The organism is Acinetobacter sp. HZNU-JH01, assembly GCF_037996845.1.
In the GTDB taxonomy this organism is placed as follows: Bacteria; Pseudomonadota; Gammaproteobacteria; order Pseudomonadales; family Moraxellaceae; genus Acinetobacter; species Acinetobacter haemolyticus.
The window spans coordinates 614,540-639,918 of sequence record NZ_JBBMZX010000001.1 but is presented as its reverse complement, the minus strand read 5'-3'; the positions used below and the strand labels follow the sequence as shown (position 1 = coordinate 639,918).

Annotated in this window: 22 protein-coding genes; 10 read left to right on the top strand and 12 right to left on the bottom strand. The window is 39.2% G+C overall.

The genetic code is table 11. From position 1 onward, the window contains the following. Positions 1-2: 2 nt before the first annotated feature. Positions 3-365, top strand: coding sequence for a 5-carboxymethyl-2-hydroxymuconate Delta-isomerase (locus AAC851_RS03115; RefSeq protein ID WP_134252582.1), 363 nt, complete (start codon positions 3-5; stop codon positions 363-365). Positions 366-429: 64 nt separating this feature from the next. Here AAC851_RS03115 and AAC851_RS03110 read toward each other — a convergent pair whose 3' ends face one another. Together AAC851_RS03110 and trmB are read right to left on the bottom strand one after the other, a co-directional pair. Next, complete coding sequence (locus AAC851_RS03110) at positions 430-789, bottom strand: hypothetical protein (protein WP_134252580.1); 360 nt, start codon at positions 787-789, stop codon at positions 430-432. Positions 790-1,150: 361 nt separating this feature from the next. Next, positions 1,151-1,867, bottom strand: coding sequence for a tRNA (guanosine(46)-N7)-methyltransferase TrmB (gene trmB / locus AAC851_RS03105; protein ID WP_005082143.1), 717 nt, complete (start codon positions 1,865-1,867; stop codon positions 1,151-1,153). Between the two features lie 183 nt (positions 1,868-2,050). Between trmB and AAC851_RS03100 the strand changes: the two genes are divergently transcribed. Together AAC851_RS03100 and AAC851_RS03095 are read left to right on the top strand one after the other, a co-directional pair. After that, a complete protein-coding gene (locus AAC851_RS03100; RefSeq protein WP_340600486.1) occupies positions 2,051-4,513 on the top strand; it encodes an ExeM/NucH family extracellular endonuclease in 2,463 nt (820 codons plus the stop codon). Between the two features lie 239 nt (positions 4,514-4,752). Beyond that, on the top strand, positions 4,753-5,364 hold the full coding sequence (locus AAC851_RS03095) for a glutathione binding-like protein (protein ID WP_005082151.1): 612 nt from the start codon (positions 4,753-4,755) through the stop codon (positions 5,362-5,364). A 65-nt stretch (positions 5,365-5,429) separates the two neighbouring features. Here AAC851_RS03095 and AAC851_RS03090 read toward each other — a convergent pair whose 3' ends face one another. Together AAC851_RS03090 and ahpF are read right to left on the bottom strand one after the other, a co-directional pair. Then, positions 5,430-5,741, bottom strand: coding sequence for a hypothetical protein (locus AAC851_RS03090; RefSeq protein ID WP_005082153.1), 312 nt, complete (start codon positions 5,739-5,741; stop codon positions 5,430-5,432). A gap of 157 nt (positions 5,742-5,898) precedes the next feature. Beyond that, positions 5,899-7,464, bottom strand: a complete 1,566-nt coding sequence (ahpF, locus tag AAC851_RS03085; protein ID WP_340600483.1) for an alkyl hydroperoxide reductase subunit F — start codon at positions 7,462-7,464, stop codon at positions 5,899-5,901. A 234-nt stretch (positions 7,465-7,698) separates the two neighbouring features. Here ahpF and AAC851_RS03080 point away from each other — a divergent pair, with 234 nt between their 5' ends. Both AAC851_RS03080 and AAC851_RS03075 read left to right on the top strand, forming a co-directional pair. After that, a complete protein-coding gene (locus AAC851_RS03080; RefSeq protein WP_005090946.1) occupies positions 7,699-7,917 on the top strand; it encodes a DUF1653 domain-containing protein in 219 nt (72 codons plus the stop codon). Positions 7,918-7,961: 44 nt separating this feature from the next. Further along, the gene (locus AAC851_RS03075; protein ID WP_004638587.1) at positions 7,962-8,549 is read left to right on the top strand and encodes an O-methyltransferase; all 588 of its coding nucleotides are present in this window, start codon (positions 7,962-7,964) and stop codon (positions 8,547-8,549) included. Between the two features lie 3 nt (positions 8,550-8,552). Here AAC851_RS03075 and AAC851_RS03070 read toward each other — a convergent pair whose 3' ends face one another. Continuing rightward, a complete protein-coding gene (locus AAC851_RS03070) occupies positions 8,553-9,572 on the bottom strand; it encodes an AraC family transcriptional regulator (RefSeq protein ID WP_004638588.1) in 1,020 nt (339 codons plus the stop codon). Positions 9,573-9,691: 119 nt separating this feature from the next. On the opposite strand from AAC851_RS03070, the gene AAC851_RS03065 reads away from it, so the two are divergent. Then, positions 9,692-10,870, top strand: a complete 1,179-nt coding sequence (locus tag AAC851_RS03065) for an alkane 1-monooxygenase (protein WP_004638589.1) — start codon at positions 9,692-9,694, stop codon at positions 10,868-10,870. A 56-nt stretch (positions 10,871-10,926) separates the two neighbouring features. On the opposite strand, the gene AAC851_RS03060 is transcribed toward AAC851_RS03065, so the two are convergent. Together AAC851_RS03060 and ahpC are read right to left on the bottom strand one after the other, a co-directional pair. Beyond that, positions 10,927-11,142: a KTSC domain-containing protein gene (locus tag AAC851_RS03060; RefSeq protein ID WP_005090936.1), complete on the bottom strand. Its 216-nt coding sequence runs from the start codon at positions 11,140-11,142 to the stop codon at positions 10,927-10,929. A 220-nt stretch (positions 11,143-11,362) separates the two neighbouring features. Then, complete coding sequence (gene ahpC / locus AAC851_RS03055) at positions 11,363-11,926, bottom strand: alkyl hydroperoxide reductase subunit C (RefSeq protein ID WP_005090931.1); 564 nt, start codon at positions 11,924-11,926, stop codon at positions 11,363-11,365. 521 nt (positions 11,927-12,447) lie between these two features. On the opposite strand from ahpC, the gene hrpA reads away from it, so the two are divergent. Further along, entirely contained in the window at positions 12,448-16,302 is a 3,855-nt protein-coding gene (gene hrpA / locus AAC851_RS03050) for an ATP-dependent RNA helicase HrpA (RefSeq protein WP_340600480.1), read from the top strand. Positions 16,303-16,348: 46 nt separating this feature from the next. After that, positions 16,349-17,455 (top strand): beta-ketoacyl-ACP synthase III, encoded by a 1,107-nt coding sequence (locus AAC851_RS03045; RefSeq protein WP_004638594.1) that lies wholly within the window; start codon positions 16,349-16,351, stop codon positions 17,453-17,455. Between the two features lie 63 nt (positions 17,456-17,518). Here the strand turns inward: AAC851_RS03045 and AAC851_RS03040 are convergent, their stop codons facing one another. Next, positions 17,519-19,225 carry a DUF4394 domain-containing protein gene (locus AAC851_RS03040; protein ID WP_340600479.1) on the bottom strand — a complete coding sequence of 569 codons (1,707 nt, stop codon included), beginning with the start codon at positions 19,223-19,225 and terminating at the stop codon, positions 17,519-17,521. A gap of 363 nt (positions 19,226-19,588) precedes the next feature. Continuing rightward, positions 19,589-20,602, bottom strand: a complete 1,014-nt coding sequence (gene lipA, locus AAC851_RS03035; protein ID WP_004638597.1) for a lipoyl synthase — start codon at positions 20,600-20,602, stop codon at positions 19,589-19,591. Between the two features lie 189 nt (positions 20,603-20,791). Here lipA and sthA point away from each other — a divergent pair, with 189 nt between their 5' ends. Both sthA and AAC851_RS03025 read left to right on the top strand, forming a co-directional pair. Next, positions 20,792-22,207: a Si-specific NAD(P)(+) transhydrogenase gene (sthA, locus tag AAC851_RS03030; RefSeq protein ID WP_004638598.1), complete on the top strand. Its 1,416-nt coding sequence runs from the start codon at positions 20,792-20,794 to the stop codon at positions 22,205-22,207. An 81-nt stretch (positions 22,208-22,288) separates the two neighbouring features. Next, complete coding sequence (locus tag AAC851_RS03025) at positions 22,289-22,759, top strand: DUF3465 domain-containing protein (protein WP_005081184.1); 471 nt, start codon at positions 22,289-22,291, stop codon at positions 22,757-22,759. Positions 22,760-22,822: 63 nt separating this feature from the next. On the opposite strand, the gene AAC851_RS03020 is transcribed toward AAC851_RS03025, so the two are convergent. The 3 genes from AAC851_RS03020 to mltB all read right to left on the bottom strand — a co-directional run bounded on the left by AAC851_RS03020 (position 22,823) and on the right by mltB (position 25,372). Further along, positions 22,823-23,275 carry an Mpo1 family 2-hydroxy fatty acid dioxygenase gene (locus AAC851_RS03020; protein ID WP_100833555.1) on the bottom strand — a complete coding sequence of 151 codons (453 nt, stop codon included), beginning with the start codon at positions 23,273-23,275 and terminating at the stop codon, positions 22,823-22,825. A gap of 150 nt (positions 23,276-23,425) precedes the next feature. Next, a complete protein-coding gene (locus tag AAC851_RS03015) occupies positions 23,426-24,037 on the bottom strand; it encodes a septal ring lytic transglycosylase RlpA family protein (RefSeq protein ID WP_100833556.1) in 612 nt (203 codons plus the stop codon). 333 nt (positions 24,038-24,370) lie between these two features. Then, the gene (mltB, locus tag AAC851_RS03010; protein ID WP_161984542.1) at positions 24,371-25,372 is read right to left on the bottom strand and encodes a lytic murein transglycosylase B; all 1,002 of its coding nucleotides are present in this window, start codon (positions 25,370-25,372) and stop codon (positions 24,371-24,373) included. Positions 25,373-25,379 lie beyond the last annotated feature (7 nt).

The following is a 25,379-nucleotide window of genomic DNA, read 5'->3' as shown; positions in this document are numbered from 1 at the left end:
CATTGCCACATATCACGGTGAATTACTCAGCACAACTGATTGATTTAGATCAACAGAAGTTGCTTCAAGAAATTAACACATCATTAATTGCAACAGCGCTATTTGATGCAAATGATATTAAATCTCGTATTTTCAAAGATGAAATGTTTTTGATTGGTCTGGGTGATGTACAAGATGCTTATATTCATCTGAAACTTTATCTGCTCAGTGGACGGTCTGCAGCACAAAAGCAAATTTTAGGACAGAGTTTGCTAAGGACGCTTGAGCATAAAATATATTTGAAATCCGAGTTTGAGTTTTCGATACAGCTTTGCATTGAAGTGATTGATATGCCAAAAGAAAACTACTTTAAGGCAATTGCTTAGCTGAGCAAAACAGGTTATAAAAAAATCTGGCTTAGATGCCAGATTTTTTGTTTTTCCTGTCATATTAATTTTTTAATTTAAAGCGGTGGTTACATTTTAAGCAGCGATAGTCCTGAAAAATATTTTTGTCGATTATGACACCTGCTTTTTTTCCAAAAATATTACCCACCACACCGCCAGTAATTCCCACACTAATTGCACCAACAAATGTTCCTACTGTACCGCCGACAATGATTCCTAATGGACCCGCTACGGTACCAATCGCTGCACCTACGGATGCTCCCGTCGCTGCTCCGCCTACAGTACCTGCTGTTGTGCCAGCAGCAGTCATTAAAACACCGCCAGTGGTTTTCAGTAATTTGTCATGATCACGTGTTTCAATTTCTGTAGAGCCACATTTTGGACATTGCAGTGTTTTTTCCATAAAAGTTATCCTATCTTTCATCATTAATTGACGTGGTTGTACGTATTTACGAGGGTGATAGGTAAAACATCCTATTCCATGTTTTTGCCTAATTGATCCGTGAGCCATACAACTTGTCAACTTTGATTTTAGCTGAACATTGACATAGATATTTATAGATCGTGTAAACACTTGTATTTAAATGAGTCTCTTATCAGCAAAAATGGTCACTCTTTATCTATCCATCGAGAGGCTAATGTAAAAAAGAATAAGTATAGAAACTATACTGAGAGTAAATATTTCAAATTAGACATAAAAATAGCATTAAATATTTGATATTTAATGCTATAAATTTGTAATAGGGCAGAAATAGCTTAGATTTTTAGTTTATTTTCTTGAAAATGAAATCATTAATCTTGTGACCAGACTCGATACCACGACGCTCGAATTTTGTCACAGGACGCCAGTCTGGGCGAGGGTAGCTATTGCCTTTACCTGCCAAGTTCTCCAAATTTGGGCGATTGTCTAAAACATCAAGCATCCACTCTGCATATGGTTCCCAATCGGTCGCAGCGTGGAATGTTCCACCTAACGCGAGTTTCTGTTCAACCAATTGCATGCGTTCATGGATCACAAAACGACGTTTAAAATGACGCTTCTTTTGCCATGGATCAGGGAAATATAGTTGTACACAGTCGATACTATTATCAGGCATCTCACGAAGTACTTGAATCGCATCAGCATCCAGTACACGTAAGTTTTTTAGCTCAGCCATGCCCGCTTCATAGACACACTGCGCGATACCAGGGACATGGACTTCGATCCCGACAAAGTTACGCTCAGGATTCGCTTTTGCCATCAAAACCAAAGAACGTCCCATACCAAAACCAATTTCGACGGTTAGAGGACGTTCAGGATGTTCAAAATGCTGACGTAGATCGCCAACAGGATATTCCAAAATTAAATCACGATAATTTTCTAAAGCAGTGCGTTGTGAAGTGTTGAGTGGTGCTGAACGACGCATAAATGTCACAATTTCACGGTGCTCTGGCAAATTGTCGAGTTCGGTAATTTGCGTTTCTAACTGATCGGTTGACATGATTCTGGAGATATAAAGATAGAAAAGGCGTATTTTAAGTGTTCACGGGGTCAAGTCAAATCTTTAAATGATTTTATTTGCTCAATCTTTTTTAAAATTACTGAAGACATGCAAGCAATTCTTCATCCAGATGTCACAAAGATTGAATAGGCTAATGGCGATTTGAACATAAAGTAAAATATGATGAAAACATTTAAATTGCGTACAGTCACTGTTTGCCTTGGTCTTCTTGGCGCTTGTTCAGCTTTTTCACAAGCATATGCTCAACTGATGTTTAGCCAATATGTGGATGGTAGTAGTAATAAAAAAGGCTTGGAAATCTACAATCCAGATGCGACAGCTGCAAATTTGGCTGAATATGAAATTCAGCAGTTTAATAATGGTGCATTGACGAAAACTGTGGCTTTCCAGCTACAAGGTACGTTGGCGAGTCAAGCCAAATTTCTAGTTGGTCGTACTGAATTACAAGCAGTACTAGGCTCTCAGGTCAATCAGGTTGCAGCATTATCATTCAATGGGGATGATGCAATTGTACTGGTACATAAGGGCAAAGTTGTTGATCGTTTTGGGCGAGTCGGAGAGCAGCCTGTGAATGGTTGGGGAAATACCGTGTTTAGCAAAGGCAATAGTTTTACCCGCCTGCAAAACACAAATCCTGCGACTGAGATTGATCCAACAACAAGTTTTGATTTGGACAGCGCATGGAAAGCTTGGACAGATCGAAATGATTTTTCCAATCTCACAGGATCTACAACACCACCGCCTTCCAATGAGACGATTAGTTGTTCTAGTTCTGATACGGCAATCGCTGATTTAAACCAGCAAGCAACACAGGGGCAGAATTATACGGTACGTGGTGTGATTACCGCAGATTATCGTTATAACAATGGCTTCTCGGGTTTTTATGTACAAACACCAGATAGCAAAGCGAAGGCGAATATAAGCAACGCCATTTTCGTCTATATACCAACAAGTAGTACGATTAAAGGTGGGAAAGTCGGTGATGAAGTGGTTTTACGAGGACGCCTAACCGCTTATCAAAATCAATTGCAAATCGATCAAATTCAGCAAGACATTCAAACTTGTAACTCCAATATGTTAGGTCAGATTCAGCCAATCAGTTTGAATTTACCTTTTAGAAGTCTGACAGAATTAACTGAAAACTCTCCACAACGTTATCAGGGCATGTTGGTTAAACTTCCACAAAGCTTAACCATCAGTGAAAACTATAATTATGGTCGTTTTGGCGAATTATCTTTAAGCTTAGGACGCTTGTATATTCCAACTAACTTACATGCACCATTATCTAACGAAGCAAAAGAGTTAGCACAGAAAAATTTATTATCAAAAATTATTTTAGATGACGGTTACAACAATCAAAACAGAACGCCGTGGTTACCTCAGAATTTTAGTGCAGCCAATACATTGAGGGTTGGGCATCAACTACAAAACGTTGAAGGTATCTTAGAATACCGATTCAATGGTTGGCGGATTCAACCAATTCAAGGTGGTAATCTTCCGACGATTATTAAACCTACACCAGAACGGCCAACTGTAATTGCCAAAGAAGATAAATTAATTCGTGCGGCAGCATTCAATGTCCTGAATTACGATAATGGTAAAAATGGTTTTCCAACTGAGCGTGGCGCAACTTCACAAGCTGAGTTTGATAAACAACATCGTAAGATTGTCAGTGCGATGCGAGCAATTGATGCTGATATTTATGGTCTAATGGAGATTGCCAACAATGGTTTTGGCGAAGACAGTGCGATTGCTTATCTCACGCGTGCTTTAGGTGCGGATTGGCGTTATGTGGTACCAGAAAATATGGATCGTTTGGGTACCGATGCGATTGCGGTCGCAATTATTTATAACAGTAAGCGTGTCAAACCTGTAAATAAACCTGTGGTTTTGGATTTGGGAGACAAAAACAGAACCACAATTGCGCAAACCTTCCAGCCTATTTCAGGAAAGCAAATGTTGACGGTGATACCGAATCATCTTAAATCTAAAAGCTGTTCTGGAGTAAATGCAGCATCACTAGATGCAGATCAGAAAGATGGGCAGGGATGTTGGAATCCAACACGTGTTAAGGCGGTGGAGCAATTAATTCAATGGGCAGCAAAAAATCCAACACAAGTTGAAACGCCAAATATTTTGTTATTAGGTGATATGAATAGTTATGCCAAAGAAGACCCAATCTTGGCTCTAGAAAAAGCAAATTATAAAGTGCTATTGAATGACAAAACGATTGGGCAAGGTGAACAGGCCTATAGCTATGTGTTTGGTGTATCCAGTAATGCTGAAGGTTATGGTGGTGCTGGTAATTTAGACCATGCTATTGCGGATTCTAATCTTTACAGTAAAGTTAAAAAAGCTTTTGCTTGGCATATCAATGCGGACGAGCCAACAGTTTTGGATTATAACGAAGAATATAAAACCGATGAGCAAAAGGCCTTATTCTTCGCAGAAGACCCTTATCGCTCTTCCGATCATGACCCTGTGATTGTGGATATTGATTTACAAGATCCTGAGAATAAGCCATCTACCCAAAAAAGTTCTTCAGGAAGTTTTGGATGGTTGTCGATATTAGGATTATTGGGGCTTACGGGTTATTCGTTACGTTCTCGAAAAGTGAAAGTTTAATTGGTTCAATACTGAGAAGAGTAGAAAATGATCTGCTCTTCTAAGCAATTAAGTTTATTTGAACAGGATGTATACGATCACTATAAAAAGTTGACATAAGACTACTTGCAAAATCGCATAAATTCGCCAATAGTCAGATGAACAGGCATTTTACGTTTATTGACAAATTTGTGAAAACATACTTTGCAAATTTCGATCAAGCGTTTTAGAACATAAGAGTTAGATAACAAGGATCAAACATGAAGTTGTATTATTCACCTGGTGCTTGCTCATTGGCAGCACATATTATTTTAAATGAAATAAATGTAGATTTTGATTTAGAACGCGTTGATTTAAAAACACATAAAACCGAAAAAGGTGTGGATTATTATGAAATCAACCCGAAAGGTTATGTACCTGCTTTAGAAATTAATCCGGGTTTAATGTTAACTGAAAATGTGGCGATTTTACCTTTTTTGGCTCAGCATGATCCTAAGCAAGATTTAATTCCTCCATCAGGTATGGGACGTGCGAAAGTCCTTGAGTGGCTAGGATATTTAAATTCAGAATTGCATGACGCTTATGCTGTTTTCTTTGGCGGTCAATTAACCAATGATGAAAAAACTAAAGCGTATGCAGAGGTCGATCGTCTACTCAAATATATTGATAATTATTTAGCTGAATCTGAGTATGATTATTTAGTTGACGATAACTTTGGCCCTGCAGATGCATATTTATTTGTATTAACAAATTGGTCAAATCATATTGAGCATGATCTAACACCTTATATCAATATCATCGCGCTACGTAACAAAGTTGCAGAGCGACAATCCGTTCAGATTGCAATGCGAGATGAAGGTTTATTGGGTTAATTATCCAATTCGCATTAAAAAAGCCTCTGATCAGTAAATGACAGAGGCTTTTTAGTCTCAACAGATTATTGCTGAGCTTTTTCTTTTACATCAGCAGCAGTAGATTCAACCGCACCTGCAACATTCGCAGCAGCATCACGTGCAGCAGCTTCAGTTTCTGCAGCAGCTTCAGCCGTTGCAGTTGCAGTGTGATCAGCAGCAGCATCGATTTGATCAGCAGCAGAATCGACAGCAGTTGCAACATCATGACCTGCTTGTTCAGCAGCATGCTCTAAGTGTTCACCAGTTGTTGCACCTGTTTCAGGCGCTTTTTCTTTACTACATCCAACAAGGGCAACAGTCGCAGCAAGACCTAAAGCAACAAGTAATTTATTCATTTTCATATTTCCTTTTCTTTGTGGCATCCAAAAAGTGGATAACAAAAATATAAACACAAAGTTTAGGAATAAGAAAGTTTAAAATTTGTTGATAACTTGTAAAAACACGCACTTACACTGGAAAATGTAAATGCGTGCACATGTTCTTTAAAGCAGTTTAAACACCAGAACGAATCATATAATCAAAAGCAGAGAGCGAAGCTTTCGCGCCTTCACCTGTGGCAATGATGATTTGCTTATAAGGTACCGTAGTACAGTCACCCGCAGCAAAGACACCTTTCACATTGGTTTCGTTGCGATCATTCACCATGATCTCACCACGATTGCTTAATTCAACAGTGCTGTCTTTCAAGAAATCTGTATTCGGTAATAAACCAATTTGAACAAAGATCCCTGCAAGCTCAACCACATGTTCTTGATCTGTAGCACGATCTTTATACTTCAAGCCTGTGACTTGTGAACCATCACCAAGCACTTCAGTACTCAATGCATTCATGATCACTGTTGTATTAGATAAGCTGTTTAACTTATCTTGTAACACTTGATCCGCTCGAAGTTTGGTGTCGAACTCAACCAAGGTTACATGTTCAACAATTCCAGCAAGATCAATCGCAGCTTCCACACCAGAGTTACCGCCACCAATCACAGCAACACGTTTACCTTTGAACAATGGACCATCACAGTGTGGGCAATAAGCGACACCACGGGTACGATATTCAGCTTCACCAGGTACATTCATCTCTCTCCAACGTGCACCAGTTGAAAGAATAATAGTTTTGGATTCTAGTTTGGCACCATTCTCCAGTTCAACCTCAACCAAGCCCGTTGCTGTTTGATCTGCACCAGTCACTTTGCTCACACGTTGAAGATTCATGATATCGACATCATACTCACGGACATGTGCTTCCATTTCAGCCGCAAACTTTGGACCTTGGGTTTTTTGTACTGAGGTAAAGTTTTCAATATCCATGGTATCCATCACCTGACCACCAAAGCGCTCAGCGACGATACCAGTTTTAATTCCTTTACGTGCTGCATAGATTGCCGCAGTTGCACCCGCAGGACCACCACCAATTACCAAGACATCAAATGCATCTTTGGCATTGATCATCGCAGCATCTTTTTCCGCAGAGTTAGTATCTAACTTGGCAATGATTTCTTCCAAAGTCATGCGACCTTGACCGATATGTTGCTCATCTTGGAACACCATTGGCACAGCCAGGATTTTGCGTTGTTCCACTTCATCTTGGAAGAACGCACCATCAATCATGGTGGTCGTGGTATTTGGGTTATAGATTGCAATCAAGTTCAAGGCTTGAACTACATCTGGACAGTTATGGCAGCTCAATGAAATAAACACATCAAAGTTTGCTTTAAGATTTAAGCCTTTGATCTGATTTAAAACGTCATCAGACACTTTAGGCGCATAGCCTGAAACTTGTAACAATGCCAAGATCAAAGAAGTAAACTCATGTCCCATTGGTAAACCCGCAAAGAACACACGAGGTTGTTCACCTGCTTTGGCAACACCAAAACTCGGACGGCGAGCGTTTGAACCGTCAAAACGCGCCGTAACTTGATCAGACAGTTCAGCAATTTCAGTCACGAGTTCTTTTACTTTCGCAGCTTTATCTGAATCATCTAAAGCAGCCACCAACTCGATTGGACTTTCTAAACGTTCTAAGTAAGTTTTTAATTGAGTTTTAATATTTTGATCTAACATGCAAATCTCCAAATTCTAAGCAGTTCAAGTCGGCTAAATTAATTTCATGGGGCTATAGTACGCAAAAGTTCAGCATAGAGGAAACAGTATGTTTTTATGAGTTCAATCGGTTTTTTGAATTTTAAGTTAAAATATGGTGTTTTTTAATCATTTAGCAAGTGATCAATTATGAATTGCACTTAAACTTGTTATATAACTGCAATCATTTCATGGCATAACTAGAAGGCAAGTCATATGACATTACAACGTGGTATCTATCAGCATTATAAGGGACAGCTTTATCAGGTCTTTCATGTGGCACGACATAGTGAAACGGAAGAAGAGCTAGTCGTTTATCAATGTTTATATGGCGATTATTCAATGTGGGTACGTCCATTGAGCATGTTCATAGAGACTGTTCAGCTTGAAGATGGTCAGGTCCTACCACGATTTAAGTTAATACAAAGTACTTAATTGCATTAAGCATTAAGTTTTGGGCATCATGGGAGAGTCTAAATATGACCAGCACAGTATTTTTACAACGTATTGCTGATTTGTATGACGAATTTAAACAGCATGATGCTCGACAGTCTGATCGTTTAAAACGTTATCGCAATATTGAAGCAGAATCTGCAAAGTTGCTGGCCATGTTGGTGCGTTCACAACAATCAAAAAGAATTTTGGAAATTGGCACATCGACCGGATACTCAACACTATGGTTAGCTGAAGCAGCAAAGGCTGTCGGCGCTAAAGTTCAGACCTTAGAAATTAATGCATTTCGCAGTGCCCAAGCAAAAAGATATGCTGAGGAGTTTGGTCTAGAGCATTTTATTGATTTTTGGGTAGGGGATGCATCTGTTTATTTGGCGGAAGCGAATGAACCATTTGATTTCATCTTATTGGATGCTGAGCGCGGCAGTTATGTCAGTTATTGGGAAGATTTAAAACGTTTAATGCAGTCTTGTGGTAGTAGTTTAATCATCGATAACGTCATTTCTCATACTGCTGAAGTAAAGCCAATGTTGGAGTTAATTCGACAGGACGAAAACTTTATGAGTACCATCTTGCCTGTTGGTGCTGGTCTATGCTTAGTAGTTGCGCGTTAATTCTTATTTGTGATGATTTAAGCGATAGCTCTGAGGACTACAACCCATTACCTTATTAAACGCACGTGTAAAATTGGCTGGATTGGAATAGCCTAATTCATAAGCAATGTGTGTGATGGTAAAGCTTGAGTTCTCAAGTAAATCTATTGCACGTTCAATACTGATTTCTTGTTTCAGACGGTGAAATTCAACACCTTGCTGCTGTAAATAACGCTGTAATGTTTTAGTCGAGATGTTTAATACTTTCGCACATTCTTTTAATGTCGGAATCTGATTGGCTTGACGTAGCATCATGCTTACCCATTCTACAATTTCGCCTTGATGATAGATCTTTTGGATTTGTTCCTGACAACGTTGTTCAACCACTTTCAAACTGTGTGCATCTGCTAGAGGTAATGGTAGCGCAAGTTGTTGTTGATCAATCACCACACGTAAACCTGCAACCCATGCATAGTTAAAGTGAAAGTTCGCTTTTATTAAATGTACATACTGTTCTTTATATTTTGGTTCGGCTACGCTAAGATAAACTTGATAGCGCTGCAATTGCTGTCCTGCTAATTCTAATAAGCTGTAGTAAAAAGCAACAGCAATTGCTTCGATATGGAAGGCAAGACATTGTTTATTCATTTGCAAGATCGGTTCAAACAATAATTCAACTTTTTGCTGATCTGTTAAATATTGAATAGATAACTTAAAGCTTGGCATGATCAGCCTAAAATATTGTGCAATCAGCCGTAAGGCATGTTCCAGATGAGGGCTGGTCATCAATGCATAGCCTACTAAGCTATGAGAGCTCAGTTTAATATTTTTGCCTAATTGAAATGCTAAATCTTCCGTATTTGGGAGGCTTAAACCAAGCTCGATGAACTGTTCAATTTGTTGGATAGACAAAAGATCAGATGCAGAAATTTGATCTCTAAATACGGTTAGTAATTGATTATTATATTGATTTGTTTGAATTAAGATATCAATTAGCCGTAAATAGTAACGAGATGGAATGACTGGAATTTGTTGTTGTTGCATTTTAATTGAGCACTAGAGTCTTAAAATGATAATAGCAAGTCTTAAAATGATAATAAAGGATCACTTTAAAAGAACACAATTCAAGCAAGAAAACCAATATTTGATGGAAGGAGTTTCTAATGAATATGCATACACAGCTAGATATAGAGCAAGCGACTATTAAATTTAGAGACAAAAAACGGCATTGGTGGTTATTGGGGTTGGCTGTACCAGCAATTGCAATGAGTGGCCTGGCAGGCTATCAATTTGGTCCCAAAAAAACCAAACGCTTTTTTGCTTCATTTGGACCACTGTTTTTGCATGGTGTGATTCCTAGTCTAGATAAATTGATCGGAGAAGATACTGAAAATCCGCCAGTGGATGCGATTGCAGATCTAGAAGCTGATCCATATTATGCACGTATTGTGAAGCTTTATATTCCTTTGCAATACGCAACAAATATATATGGTGCTTATCTCGCAAGTCGAAAAAATACGCCAATCGCTGATCAAATCCTATTGGGTACTTTGGTGGGGATGGTCAATGGTGTTGCGATCAATACCGCACATGAACTTAGTCATAAAAGCGGAAAATTAGAGCATTATTTGTCTCATTTAGCGTTGGTACCATCAGGATATAATCATTTCCGTATTGAGCATCCTTATGGGCATCATCGTCGTGTTGCGACACCTGAAGATCCTGCTTCTTCACAGTTCGGTGAAAGCTTTTGGAAATTCTTGCCAAGGACAGTTATTGGGAGTTTTAAATCTGCCATTGAAATAGAAAAGAATCGCTTAGAGCGAAAAAAACTACCATTCTTTAGCAAAGAAAATGAATTAATTCATGGTTGGGCAATGTCTGCAATTTATCATGCAGCAATGTTGAGCAAGTTTGGTGTGCGTTCAATAGCTTTTCAAGTTACTCAAGCTACATATGCGGTCACACTATTTGAATCCGTTAATTACATTGAGCACTATGGTTTAAAACGTGAAAAGAAAGACAATGGTCAATACGAACGTACCTTGCCAGAGCATAGTTGGAATAATAATAATGTGGTGACGAATTTATTTTTGTATCAGTTGCAACGTCATTCTGACCACCATGCCAATCCTGCACGTAGTTTTCAAACCTTACGACATTTTGAAGATGCACCACAACTACCAGCAGGTTATGGCGCGATGATTTTACCTGCTTTTGTCCCCGCTTGGTGGTCAAAAATCATGGATGATCGAGTGGTGGCACATTACAAAGGTGATCTTAATCGGATCAATATCTATCCTGAAGCAAAAGAAAAAGTGTTCGCAAAATACGCTGAGTAGCTTGAAGAAAAATAAAATATCTTTATTTATGAGTCAGCCCATATTGGGCTGATTTGCTATGACGAAGCGGAAATACATAGTCGTTTAAAGTGAAGATCAAATTCGAGGTATTTATGCACAAATGCGGTTTTGTCTGTAGAGCGGAGTAAATTATTATAGATAAATTCAGGGACAGGATGATAAAGCTCGCCAGAGCCATTGTTATAAAAAATTTTCAAATACCGTGTAGAAACATCATATTTCCAAGAGGTTACAATAACAGTTCTTTCCATCTATTAGCCCCCATACAATTTTGATCATTTGTTACATATATAAAAAACCTTTTATTTCATAATTTGACACTACTCTAAGTCTCGCAACCTGACAATTGATAAATGAAGATTGCAATGAAGATATAAGTATAAGAATTGTTAATAAATTGATAATGTCATCGAGTAAAAAAAGAAACCACCCATAAGGGTGGTTCCAGACCGATTAGATGAATCTAATGAATTAGATTTTACCAACTAAGTCGATAGATGGAGCAAGAGTCGCTTCACCTTCTTTCCATTTAGCTGGGCAAACTTCACCTGGGTGAGAGTGAACGTATTGAGCAGCTTTTACTTTACGAAGTAATTCGTTTGCATCACGGCCGATACCACCAGCGTTGATTTCAACGATTTGGATTTTACCTTCTGGATCGATAACGAATGTACCGCGATCAGCAAGACCAGCTGACTCGATTAAAACGTCAAAGTTTTTAGAAAGAGTCCAAGTTGGATCGCCGATTAATGGGTATTGGATTTTCTTGATTGCTTCAGAAGTATCGTGCCATGCTTTGTGCGTGAAGTGAGTGTCAGTAGAAACACCGTAAATTTCAACACCTAGTTTTTGGAACTCTGCATAGTTGTCAGCTAAATCTTCTAATTCAGTTGGGCAAACAAAAGTAAAGTCAGCTGGATAGAAGAATACTACAGACCATTTACCTTTAAGATCTGCTTCTGTAACTTCAACAAATTGACCGTGATGGTATGCAGTCGCTTTAAATGGTTTAACTTCAGTATTAATTAAGCTCATCATTGTCTCCATGATTGAGGTTTATCTTTAAACTAGGAACTTGTTTACGAGATGTAGAATAAATAATTTTTCATTATTGGGGAAATAGTATTTTTACATGACTAAAATCGGAAAAACGAATGATTCGATTTAAGTCCATATTTTTCCCCAAATTTATCCTGATTTGACTCCAACAACATGACGTCAAGATGACAGGACAGTTAAAATTAATGTGTTAGACAACATGCAGTTTCTGATACCAAAATTCAAGGGTAGAATTGAAAAAAATATAAAATTGTTTAATTCCTAGCCTAAAATTTAGGCTTTGAGCCCAGTTACTGTGTATATAGCGATTTAATACTCAAATGAGTAATAGCAAAGTATGAACATTTAGGGCTTGATACGGGCTTCGGTACAATTAATCTTTTATCTGAACCATAATAACAACTGCATCGATTGCGTTGATTGATGCGGTTTCTTTGCATAGCAGGGCTTTAAAGCGTAAAATAGCCGACTATTTTGTTTTTCAGGAAAGCTGTTCAGTGCAGAGTCATTTAAATGTAGATCAATTGGTTATGGCACGTGACCGTCACCGTTTAAATCGACTGCGCAAAGATAAGAAAACAGAAACAGCAGAAATAGAAAAGCTCTTTGAACAGTCTAATCATAAAGTTAAACAACGTTTAGCTCGACTCCCGAAGATCAAGCTCAATCAAGATTTACCTGTTACCCAGTATGCAGACCGTTTAATTGAAGCAATTGAGAAGCATCAAGTGATCATTGTCGCGGGTGAAACGGGTTCAGGTAAAACCACGCAACTTCCTCAAATTGCAATGCTAGCAGGTCGTGGGCTTACGGGCATGATTGGTCATACCCAACCGCGTCGTTTGGCTGCACGTAGTGTTTCTCAGCGTATTGCTGAAGAAGTGGGCGAAAAATTGGGTGAGTCGATTGGTTTTAAGATTCGCTTTAATGAGCAAGGTTCGCAAGACTCAATTGTTCGCTTGATGACAGATGGTATTCTATTAGCAGAACTGACCAATGACCGATTTTTATCAAAATACGATACCATCATTATTGATGAAGCGCATGAACGCTCACTCAATATTGACTTTATCATGGGTTATCTCAAGCAGCTTTTACCAAAGCGCCCAGATTTAAAAGTAATCGTTACCTCCGCAACCTTGGATGTAAATCGTTTTAGTCAATACTTTAATGATGCACCGATTTTTGAGGTTGAAGGACGTAGCTTTCCAGTAGAAGTCCGTTATCGTCCGATCTCGGAACTCAGCATTATTGGTAGTGATGATGATGAGTTTGATGACTTTGAAGAGAATCTGCCTAGAGCCGTCGTTCAAGCAGTCGAAGAATGTTTTGCTGATGCCGAAGCAAAAGGTCATCCAGAATATGCGGATATCCTGATCTTTGCCAGTACCGAGCAAGAAATTCGTGAATTACAGGAAACCTTACAGAAGTTTGGTCCCCGTCATACCGAAGTTCTGCCTTTATATGCGCGTTTAGCCCTGGCAGAGCAGCAAAAGATTTTCAGTCCAAGCGGGAAAGGGCGACGTATTATTATTGCCACCAACGTTGCAGAAACAGCGTTGACTGTTCCAAATATTCGCTATGTGATTGATAGTGGTTTTGCCCGTATTTCACGTTATAACTATCGTTCGCGGGTACAACGTTTACCGATTGAAGCGATTTCACAAGCGGCAGCCAATCAGCGTAAAGGGCGTTGCGGTCGTATTGCTGCAGGTGTATGTATTCGCCTATACAGCGAGGAAGACTTTTTAAGCCGTCCAGAATTTACAGAACCTGAAATTAAACGGACCAATTTAGCTTCTGTTATTTTACAGATGCAAAGCCTCGGCTTGGGTAACTTAGAGGATTTTGACTTCATTGAACCGCCAGATTTCCGTTTGGTGAATGATGGTCGTAAGTTACTTATTGAGCTGGGTGCGTTGAATGAACGTAAAAATGAACTGACTAAAGTCGGTCAAATGATGGCGCGTATGCCGATTGATCCGCGTTTAGCACGTATGATTATTGGTGGCGCGCACTTTGGTGTGCTCAAAGAAACCTTGATTATCGTCAGTGCATTAGCGATTCAAGATCCGCGTGAACGTCCTGCGGACAAACAAATGCAGGCTGATCAAAAACATGCATTGTTCAAAGAAGCGGATTCAGACTTTTTATTTTATTTAAAACTGTGGAATACCTTACAAACCAGTCCTGATACTCAATCAGAGAACAAGCGTCGTCAATTTGCCCGTCAGCATTTCTTGAGCTGGTTACGTTTACGAGAATGGAAACAAACCCATCACCAATTGGTCGAGTTGGCTGAAGGCTTAAAACTTAGTTTTAATGAAAAAGGCGCGAATTATGAAAATTTACATCGAGCTTTATTAACGGGTTTACTTTCTTTTATTGCCAATAAAACGGATGAGCGTAATACCTTTATGGCAGTGCGTCAGCAGAAAGCCAAAGTTTTTCCAGCCAGTACCTTACATAAAACCAATACCGCTTGGGTCATGGCCTTTGAAATGGTGGAGACTTCTCAGGTTTATTTGCGGACATTGGCAAAGATTGATCCAGAATGGATTTTGTTGGCGGCGCGTGATCTCTTGAAATATCACTATTTTGAGCCTCATTGGTCGAAAAAGGCGGGCATAGTAAATGCTTATGCACAGATTTCATTATTTGGTTTGATTATTGAACCAAAACGAATGGTGAATTTTGAGAAAGTGGATCAACCTGCTGCACATGAAATCTTTTTACGTGATGCGCTGACCACAGGCAATTTAGGTATTACACCGCCGTTTTTAAAACATAACTTGCTAAAGCTAGAAGAAGTTGAGCGTGTTGAGGATAAATTACGTCGTCGTGATTTGGTGGTGGATGAAGAAACCATTTATCAATTTTATGCCGAGAAAGTTCCTAAGGAAATTGCGAGCCGTCGTAGTTTTGAAGACTGGCGTGCAACAGTAGAGCCAGATCATCCGCGTTTCTTATTTGTTGATGATGACGCATTGTGGATGAATGATCGTCCAACCACGCAGCAATTTCCAGATTATTTACATAATGGTCAATTGCGTTTGGCTGCGAACTATCGTTTTGATCCTAGTCATGATGAAGATGGTGCAACCATTAAAATCCCAGTACAGGCTTTAGCACAAGTGGATGAAAAGCAGTGGTCGTGGGGGATTCCTGGATGGAGACAAAGTTTAATTGAAGCCTTGTTAAAAGCATTGCCAAAAGATAAGCGCCGTAATTTAGTCCCTATACCTGATACTGCCAAAAAACTGCTACAGGGGATCGACGCTGTACATTTAAGAGAGCACTTATTTAGTTATTTGGCATTTGCTTTACGTGGTGAACAAATCACTGAAAAAGACTTTTCTTTTGAAAAAATTGATCAATATCTAGTGCCTTTTATCAAGGTGTTGGATGAAAAAGGTAAATTAATCGCGCAAGGTCGCGATTTAGAAGAGCTGAAAGCACGTTGTCGTATTGAAACCCATCGTCCAGTGAAGCAACAACAGGGGGAATTCCAAAGTTTTCCTGAGAGTTTTGTATTTGAAGCATCACAAAAAGTGACAGGTGTCGTGGTACAGCAGTATCAAGCTTTGGTTCCAACCAAAGTATTTGCTGAACTTGATGCTAAAGATGATTCTGGTGTCGTGGTTCAAACTTTTAATGATCAAAGTGAAGCAATTAAACAACATCGAGAGGGTGTGATTCGCCTCGTACATTTGCAGTTAGGTGATTTAATTCGTCAATTGAAAAAGCAGATTTCCAAACCTTTGGCTTTGGCTTATTCACCTTTAGGTGACCGTGCAAAACTAGAGCAGATGCTGGTTTATGCCACGCTGCAAGTCTCGATTCAAGGGCTTCCTAAGCATGCGGATGAGTTTCAGCAACTTTTAATTGAAACCAAAAAGCATTTTTTGGCGAATGGTCAAAAAGTTTTAAATGATATGACTGAAATCTTTACCCAATGGCAGAGGATTCGCCGTGAGTTGTTAGTACTTGATCAAAGTATCTTTGGTCGAAGTATAGATGATATAGAGGATCAACTTGATTTAATGTCTTTGGTGGACTTCGTCTATACTCGCCCTGTTGATCTTTGGCAGGAATATCCGCGTTATTTAAAAGCATTGCTATTGCGTTTAGACCGTTTGCCAAATAATCTACAACGTGACCTTGCGGCAATTGATGATGTCGATCCATGGATGGACAAAGTATTTAAATTCAAAAATGATCCTAAAATCAAAGAAATGTATTTGATGTTAGAGGAATTGAGAATTTCTTTGTTTTCTCAACCGATGAAAACAAAGATGCCAATTTCACCAACTAGATTACAAAAACTATGGGATCGATTAGCAATCGGTTAAACTGAGCGACAATGAAAGTTAGAACCATTCTTTACAGGAGTTTTACATGGGCATCCGTATAACAGGTACAGGTTTGTTCCACCCAACCGAATCTATTTCCAATGAAGAGTTGGTTGAAAGTTTAAATGCTTATGTAGAACAGTACAATCAAGACAATGCTGATAAAATTGCAGCAGGTGAGTTAGAAGAGCTACGCGGCTCTAGCCCTGAGTTTATTGAAAAAGCTTCAGGGATTAAGCGTCGTTATGTGGTTGAAAAATCGGGTATTCTTGATCCAAAACGTTTGCGTCCTCGTTTGCAAGAGCGTAGTAATGATGAGCTTTCACTTCAAGCGGAGTGGGGTGTAATAGCTGCAAAACAAGCGATGGAAAATGCAGGTGTGACAGCTGAAGACATAGATGTCGTGATTTTGGCTTGTTCAAATATGCAACGCGCATATCCAGCCGTTGCCATTGAAATCCAATCAGCATTAGGTATTAAAGGTTATGCGTATGACATGAATGTGGCTTGTTCAGCAGCGACATTTGGTTTAAAGCAGGCCTATGATGCAGTGAAATGTGGCGCTCGTCGTGTTTTACTACTCAATGTTGAGATTACATCAGGTCATTTAGATTATCGTACGCGTGACGCACACTTTATCTTTGGTGATGTTGCGACAGCTTCAATTATTGAAGAAACTGAAACAAAATCAGGTTACGAAATCTTAGATATCCATTTGTTTACTCAATTCTCAAATAATATCCGCAATAATTTTGGTTTCTTAAACCGTAGTGAAGATGCGGTTGTTGATGATAAGTTGTTCCGTCAAGATGGCCGTAAAGTATTTAAAGAAGTGTGCCCACTTGTTGCGAAAATCATTACCGCGCAATTGGAAAAACTTCAATTAACACCTGAGCAGGTCAAGCGTTTTTGGTTACACCAAGCCAATGCCAATATGAACGAGTTGATCTTAAAACTCGTCGTTGGTAAAGAGGCGGATTTAGAGCGTGCACCAATTATTTTAGACGAGTTTGCCAATACCTCTTCTGCTGGCGTAATTATTGCCATGCATCGTACAGGCGAGCAAGTGAATGATGGTGAATATGCTGTGATCTCTTCGTTCGGCGCTGGTTATTCTGTCGGTTCGATTATTGTGCAAAAACATATCGCATAAATTTTATAAGTTAAAAAAACACCGCATTTGAAAATGCGGTGTTTTTTATTTAAGCATGGGTATTTACTTCAACATAATCGCGAGATCTATCAGTTGAGGGGTCGTGGTGCTACCAATCGTTGAGGCAGCTAGATTTGGTGTGCCGTCTACATTAATAGCAAGTCTAGCCCTTGGTGTCGTAATCGTTGTATCACTATTTAAATCAATCCGATATAAAACAGATGGTCCTGTCATTCCTGAGACAGTTGCTAATGCAAAACCGTTATCACCACCCGCAATATCAAAGCCATTATCTAACCCTAAGTTAATGCCTAAAGCACCAATTGAATTGAGTACGCCATCATTTGGTGGACTTTGTTTAACTAACAGTTGGTTGCCTTGATCTAGGTTAAATAATTCTGTACCAATCATAGCGATCGGCGTTTGGAAGCTATTAGTGTAAGCGGCTGCGGTTACAACAGCATCTTCGATTCCATTGAGTGCACCATCGGTAATGGTGTCACCAGTGTCAACATTGATACGTAAGCTTTGTCCAGTATTGCTAATAACACGTAATCGGTCTGCTGCTGGGTTAAAGTCAACGGCAAAATTGGTACCTAGCAGTGTAGTGAATGGATTATCATCACCCATTGCAGCTTTCAATGAAGTTTGAAGTGTTGCCATACCTGTTTGCATATTGATAGTGTATAGATTTGATTGATCACTTAATCCATAAAGCATGCCTGATTTATCGGTCATTGTTTTGAATCTGAAATCTATACCGACAATTTTTTCTCCGACCTTCAAGCCTGTGATATTAGTTTGTTTGACTGTATTTGGACTATTTACCATAAAGTGCAGTAGTTGATTATTCGCACTCAGGCCAAATGCATGAGCGCCAGTATCTTTGGCACTTTCAAGTGCTAAACCACGGATTCCTGCAGTTTGAAACAGATTTGGTAAGTTTTTACTTTCTACAACAGCGGCATTGTCAGAACCTACAGTTGCAAGATTTAAGTGATGAAGTTGATAGGTTCCAGCAGCTTTGAGGGCTGCATAGCCAACATTATTAATAGGATCAATATCAAAACCACCGCCACCAGAAATATTAACACCAGAAGCGAGCATTGCTGAGCTACCCAAAGTACCTGCATTGGCGTTTTGTAGATAGATACGATCAGTGTTTTGATCAATACTAAATAATCGTGTAGAACCCGTACCAGCCATTGCGTTGGTATATGCGGCAGCGATAATCGAAACTGAGTCAGTTCCTGAGCTGATATTGCCATCGGTAATCGTTGAGCCTGTATCTACATTGATTCGTAAATTTTGCCCATCATTGCCAATTACTCTTAGACGGTCTGCTGCTGGATTGAAATTCACAGTCATTAAATCAGGATTACCCGTTATTTTGCTGTAAGGTGCGTTGCCATCTGTTGTATCACTTGGGTCTGCAACTAATTTACTTACCCATGTAACTCGACCCGTTTGAGGATTTAGTGTGTAAATATTGCCCATGGTGCCAACAGCATATAGTTTGCCGTCTTTGGGGCGATGATCAATACCGATGAGTTGTTCATCTGCTTGTAAGCCTGTAATTTTAAGATTAGATACTAGTTTTTCAGGTTGATCACGGTTAATTGAGCTGATCATTCCATTGGACGTTAAAATCAGTACATCGCCCGTATTGGTAGCTGAGGGCTTAGAATCATTATTAGAATCACTGTTGCACCCTAAAAGAAATACGCTACCTAGGATTGCTGTACTTAGTGATAAAGTTTTTCTATTCATTTTTTCATATCCTGATTAATACTTTTTTTGGTAAGAAGTTGTTGGTCTTATTCCGTATCATGTATAAAACGAGAACTTCTAATGATTTTGTGACGAGTTATAAATAAAGATTGAAACCTCTATTTTTTCATTGTGAGTTCAAATAGTTTTTATCAACCTTAATCAGGATATAAGTGTGAGTATTCAAAGTAAATTTATGTTTTTAAGTGATTTTTTTGTAGTAGAGTTTTGAATTGTAATTCTTCACGCCGAATTCACGGTTGATCAGAAAGGCTTAAGTTGTGACATGGTTTGGTTGAAGCATATTGTAAAAAAAAAGAGAGAATATAATATTCTCTCTTTAACTAAATTATTGAGCTAGGACTAGGCTTCTACAGTTTGTACTGCAATCTTTTTAGCAGGATCTACTTTGCGGCGTACTGCTGGTACGGGCTCACCATGATATTGGCGATCAGCAAAGTAGCTTGAACGAACCATTGGTGCAGACCAGATATTTCTGAAACCGAGTTTACGACCATGTTCTGCATAACGCTCGAATTCTTCTGGTGTGACAAAGCGGTCAATTGGTGCATGTTGCTTAGATGGTTGTAGATATTGACCAATCGTTACGTAATCAACATCGTGAGCACGAAGATCATCAAGCAATGCAATCACTTCTTCTTCTGTCTCACCAATACCAACCATCAAACCACATTTAGTCGGTACATCAGGGCAGTATTCTTTAAACATTTTCAAAAGATTTAAAGAATGTTGATAGTCTGAACCTGGACGCATTGCTTTATATAAACGCGGAACAGTTTCAATATTGTGATTGAAAACATCAGGTGGACATTCAGTCATGATACGTAAGGCGATATCCATACGACCACGGAAATCAGGAACTAGAATTTCCAATAAAGTTTTCGGACTCAAAGCGCGGGCTTCTTTGATACAATCAACAAAGTGTTGAGCACCACCATCTAGCAGATCATCACGATCCACCGATGTAATTACGGCATATTTTAAACCAAGATTGGAAATCGTCTCTGCCATATGGCGTGGTTCATCAGGATCAAGTGCATTTGGGCGACCATGTGCGACGTCACAGAATGGACAACGGCGAGTACAAATATCACCCATAATCATGAATGTCGCAGTACCCCCACCAAAACACTCTGGTAGATTAGGGCAGGCTGCTTCTTCGCAGACGGTATGAAGTTTTTGCGAACGTAGCGTAGTTTTGATGCGCTGAACTTCGTCTGGGGCTGTCATTTTGACGCGAATCCAGTCTGGCTTGCGAGGCACTTCAACCGTAGGGATAACTTTTACAGGAATTCTTGCGACTTTTTCTGCGCCACGAAGTTTTTGACCCTGTTCAGGTTTACGGTGTTCAGACATATCTTTTCTACAACCTTTGATTTCAAATCTCTTGTTATTATAGTCAAATTTGCTGCGGGATAGGACGAATTAGGTATTCATTTTAAAAATGTCTATATATAAAATATACGATTGAGAAATATATCAATTCAACGCATATTAGTTATCATATATTTAGAAATACGCAGCGAGAAATCAAAGGAGCTTTTAATGCCACGTAAGAAAGAGGTCGTTGGTGGGAATATTGTCAAATATGATGCAGTAATTCTCGGTTCTGGCCCAGCTGGTGAAGGCGCGGCAATGAAGCTAGCTAAAGCAGGTAGACGTGTAGCAATTGTTGATGTTCGTGATCAACTAGGTGGTAACTGTGCACATGTAGGTACGATTCCAAGTAAAGCATTACGACAAACTGTTTCCAGTATTATCCGTTATCAGCGTGATCCGATGTTTCAAAAAGTAGGTGAGTGGAAACAGTTCACGATGAAACAGGTATTACGAAATGCGCACAAAGTCATTCAACAACAAGTAGATACACATACCCGTTTTTACGATCGTAATAAAATTGAAGTTTTTCATGGCCGTGCATATATCCAAGATAAAAATACGGTTTTAATTTTTGGTCAGGATGGTATTAAAGATACCATCATTTGTAAGCAGATCGTGATTGCTACTGGTAGTCGTCCATACCAACCGCAAGGTCTAGACTTCAATCATCCACGTGTCTTTGATTCAGATAAGATTTTAGATCTTGATTATACGATCCAAAAAATTATCATTTATGGTGCGGGTGTAATTGGTTGTGAGTATGCCTCTATTTTTATTGGGCTAGACCATAAGGTTGATTTGATTAACACACAACAAAAGTTACTCAGTTACTTGGATGATGAGATCGCAGATGCATTGTCATATCACTTACGTGAACAAGGTGTATTGATTCGTCACAATGAGCAAATTGATCGTTTAGAAACCTTTGATGATCATGTGGTTCTACACTTGCTCAGTGGTAAGAAAATCAAAGCAGATGCAATCTTGTGGTGTAATGGGCGTTCAGGCAACACGGATGGTTTAGGTCTAGAAAATGTTGGTTTAGTACCGAATAGCCGTGGTCAATTAATGGTAAATGATCAATATCAAACTGAAGTGGAAAATATTTTTGCAGCAGGTGATGTAATCGGTTGGCCGTCACTCGCATCGGCAGCATATGACCAAGGGCGTTGTGCGGGTGCAAATATGGTTGGCGAGAAAAATGTCAAACCAATTAAAGATGTACCGACAGGCATTTACACCATTCCAGAAATTTCCTCGATCGGTAAAACTGAACAGGAACTGACTGAAGAAAGAATCCCATACGAAGTTGGACAAGCGTCTTTCCGTCATTTAGCTCGTGCACAAATTACAGGGGATACGGTGGGGGAATTAAAGATACTATTCCATCGTGATACCTTAGAAGTGTTAGGTATTCACTGTTTCGGGAACAATGCTGCTGAGATTATTCACATTGGTCAGGTGGTGATGCATAGTCCAAACAATACCTTGAAGTATTTTGTTGAAACAACTTTTAACTATCCAACGATGGCAGAAGCTTATCGTGTGGCCGCCTTAAACGGTATCAATCGTTTATTCTAAGCGAAGGATATTGTCTGATATTATAAAAATGCCAATCAAGTTGATTGGCATTTTTACATTGTGAACGAAAGAAAGGTAAGAATGAAAACTCAAAAAAATAATTGGATCTTATTGATTGTCATTGCGTTACTGGTATTTGCTTATATTGGCTTGGATCTTAAGCAAAATAGTACACAACGTGGAGAAGCATCCTCATCAGTTGAGCAGCATGGTGTTGATGATCAAGCCAAGATCATGCAAGCCTTTCAGCAGCAACGAAGCAAACTTCAGGTACGTTCACATGGAACTGTGAAGGCGGTTCTTCCCGATGATAACGATGGCTCTAGGCACCAACGAATGATCCTCCAACTGGAGAATGGTTTGACGCTATTGATTGCACATAATATTGACTTGGCGCCTAGAGTAGAGCAATTGAAAAAAGGTGATGTTGTAGAGTTTTATGGCGTATATGAATATAACGATAAGGGTGGAGTAATCCACTGGACGCATCATGATCCAAGAAGAAAACATATCGATGGTTGGTTAAAGCATAATGGACGAATATATCAATAAATTCTTCTAAAATAACAAGGTCTGTCTATGTAACAGACCTTGTCTAGAAAGATATGCGCTAAATCAGCTTGTAATCGCTAATTTTTGACGACTTTTCCATTTGGGTAGGACTTTAGCGAGATAAGCGTCCATGCACCATACAGGGCCAATCAGAAGGAATTGTAGGTCTTTAAAGAATGAAGGTTTTTTACCTTCTACTTTGTGGCCATAGAATTGACCAATCCACGCGATCACAAAAATTCCTATATAGAATCCTACACCGACAGGTAAGATTACAATCAGCCAAGCCATTACGGCTAATAATGCAGCCATGGCAACGGCAAGTACGATATCTAGGCGTGCATAAAACACTAAAGTTAAGACCAATAATAGGGCAGTGAGTAGCGTACTAAAGTGGGCAAGGATGCCGATAATGGAAAAGAGAATGGCAGGAACACACACCCAATGGATTTTCTTATTGGTTTGATTTTGATGACTATCACTATACTCTTCAAACCATTCATCAATTGATTTCACTGTGCACTCCTTGCAATGATCTTTTTTTTAATTTTCTCAATATACCGAAGAACAGATGTAGCGTCAAAATGATTCAAGTGATTGTTGAAGGATAATCAAAATAAAAAAAGCCACACAAGGTGGCTTTAATTATGTAATCAGTGTCTAAACTTAAGAGTTTGGACCATCAACACGTTCGATGCTTACTTTAGCAAGTCCAGCATTGGTAATGCCGATTTGTTTCGCAGCGCCGTAAGATAAATCAAGTACACGGTTACCGTGGAAAGGACCACGATCATTTACTTTAACCACAACACTCTTACCATTATCTTTGTTGGTCACACGGATATAGCAGTTCAATGGTAGGCTACGGTGAGCAGCAGTCATGGCATTCATGTCGAATGTTTCACCACTTGCTGTTTTACGACCGTGAAATTGACGACCATACCAAGAAGCTACACCTGTTTGGCTAAACTTACGTACAGTGTTTGATGCAACTGTGTTCAGTTTTTCAATCACTGAAGGCTCTTCTTCAGGGATGTCGATTTTAGCAGCGATCGTTTGACGACGTACTTGGTCACCTGAGCGCTCAGTGATTGAAAGACTATTTACGTTAGAAAGACGCGAATTAAAATTTTGAGAATCTTTGCTAAGAACGCGGGCTGCCAAATTAGAACCTTCAACATCGCTGTTTAACGATGAAGACTGAACCATTTCAGCATGTAACGGGCTTAAACTTAAGCCTGCCGTCAGCGCTAGAATATATTTTAGCGAAAACTGCATTGTATAAACTCCTAGAGAACATGCTTTTCTATTTCAACAAAAACACCTGAAATATAGTGCACATGTCTAATTATTCACTTTTGCAATTTGCAATTTGGAGGGCAGTTTTAACCATTTTATGCGTTTTAACGGCCCGTTCACTTGGTGTGGATAATATTCATCGCTTGCGAAGTGTGTCTAGTCATTGGAGATAAATAGCAACAAAAAGTACAAAAACACACAAATACTGATCAATAAATAATCAATATTGTAACAAGATATGTTTTTTGCTGATTTAGTATACTTTTGCTCTATTTATTTTATTGACTTTTTGTAAAGTCCTAAAAAGCTAGTCTATCGACTAGCTACTTCAGTGCCCAATAACCATACAGCAGTCGCGTACATACGGCTTCTGTTATAGGTTGTAATGACTTGGAAATTCGGATAAGTAATGTAATAAATTGGACCAGAACGATCTTGCAGTTGGATGACATTCACTAGATCAAGATCGTCGATTTTTACCAGCGGATTAACAGGTGTAATCCCAAGTCGTTTTAACTCACCATACGGTGTAGGGAGTGTCAAATCTTTTGCAATGATACTTTCTGGGTCATTTCCAAGATAACGTGCTGGAAAGCCAATCGGGCGATCTCGTTCCCAACCATGCTTCGCTAAATAATTTGCAATTGATCCAATCGCATCGATAGCAGAGTTTCTTAAGTCAATATGACCATTGCCATCGTAATCGACGCCCAGTTTTTGAATATTGCTCGGCATAAACTGAGGGTATCCAATTGCACCCGCATATGAACCGACAATACTATTGGTTGGATAACCTTCTTTGTAAGTCCATGCGATGAGCGCTGATAGTTCATCACTGAAGTAGTCAGCCCGACGTGGGTAGCCAAAAGCCAGCGTTGCTAAAGCATCGCGTGTTACGAAAGAACCTTTATTTGCCCCGTATCCTGTTTCTACACCTAAAACCCCAAGGATCACTGCTTTAGGTACGCCAAATTGCTGTTCTGCACGATTTAGGGCATCTTCGTACTGGTTTTTAAAGCGGATACCACGCTGAATGGTACCTTCAACCAAAAACATAGATCGATATTCGTACCAAGGTTTACTTTCACCAGGACGTGTCATGATATTTAAAATGTTGGGCAGATTACGCGCACCACTCATAGCGGTATCAACTTGCTCGCTATTTAAACCATAAGTAGACATCGTTTTTTGCTTAAACGCTGAATAATTAGGGTGGGTGTAAAATTCATTGGCATGAACCCAATTACAGCTTAAGAATAAACCTGCACTTAAGCTAAGAAATCGAACTGTTTTATTTAGAGTGTTATTCAACATATGTTTA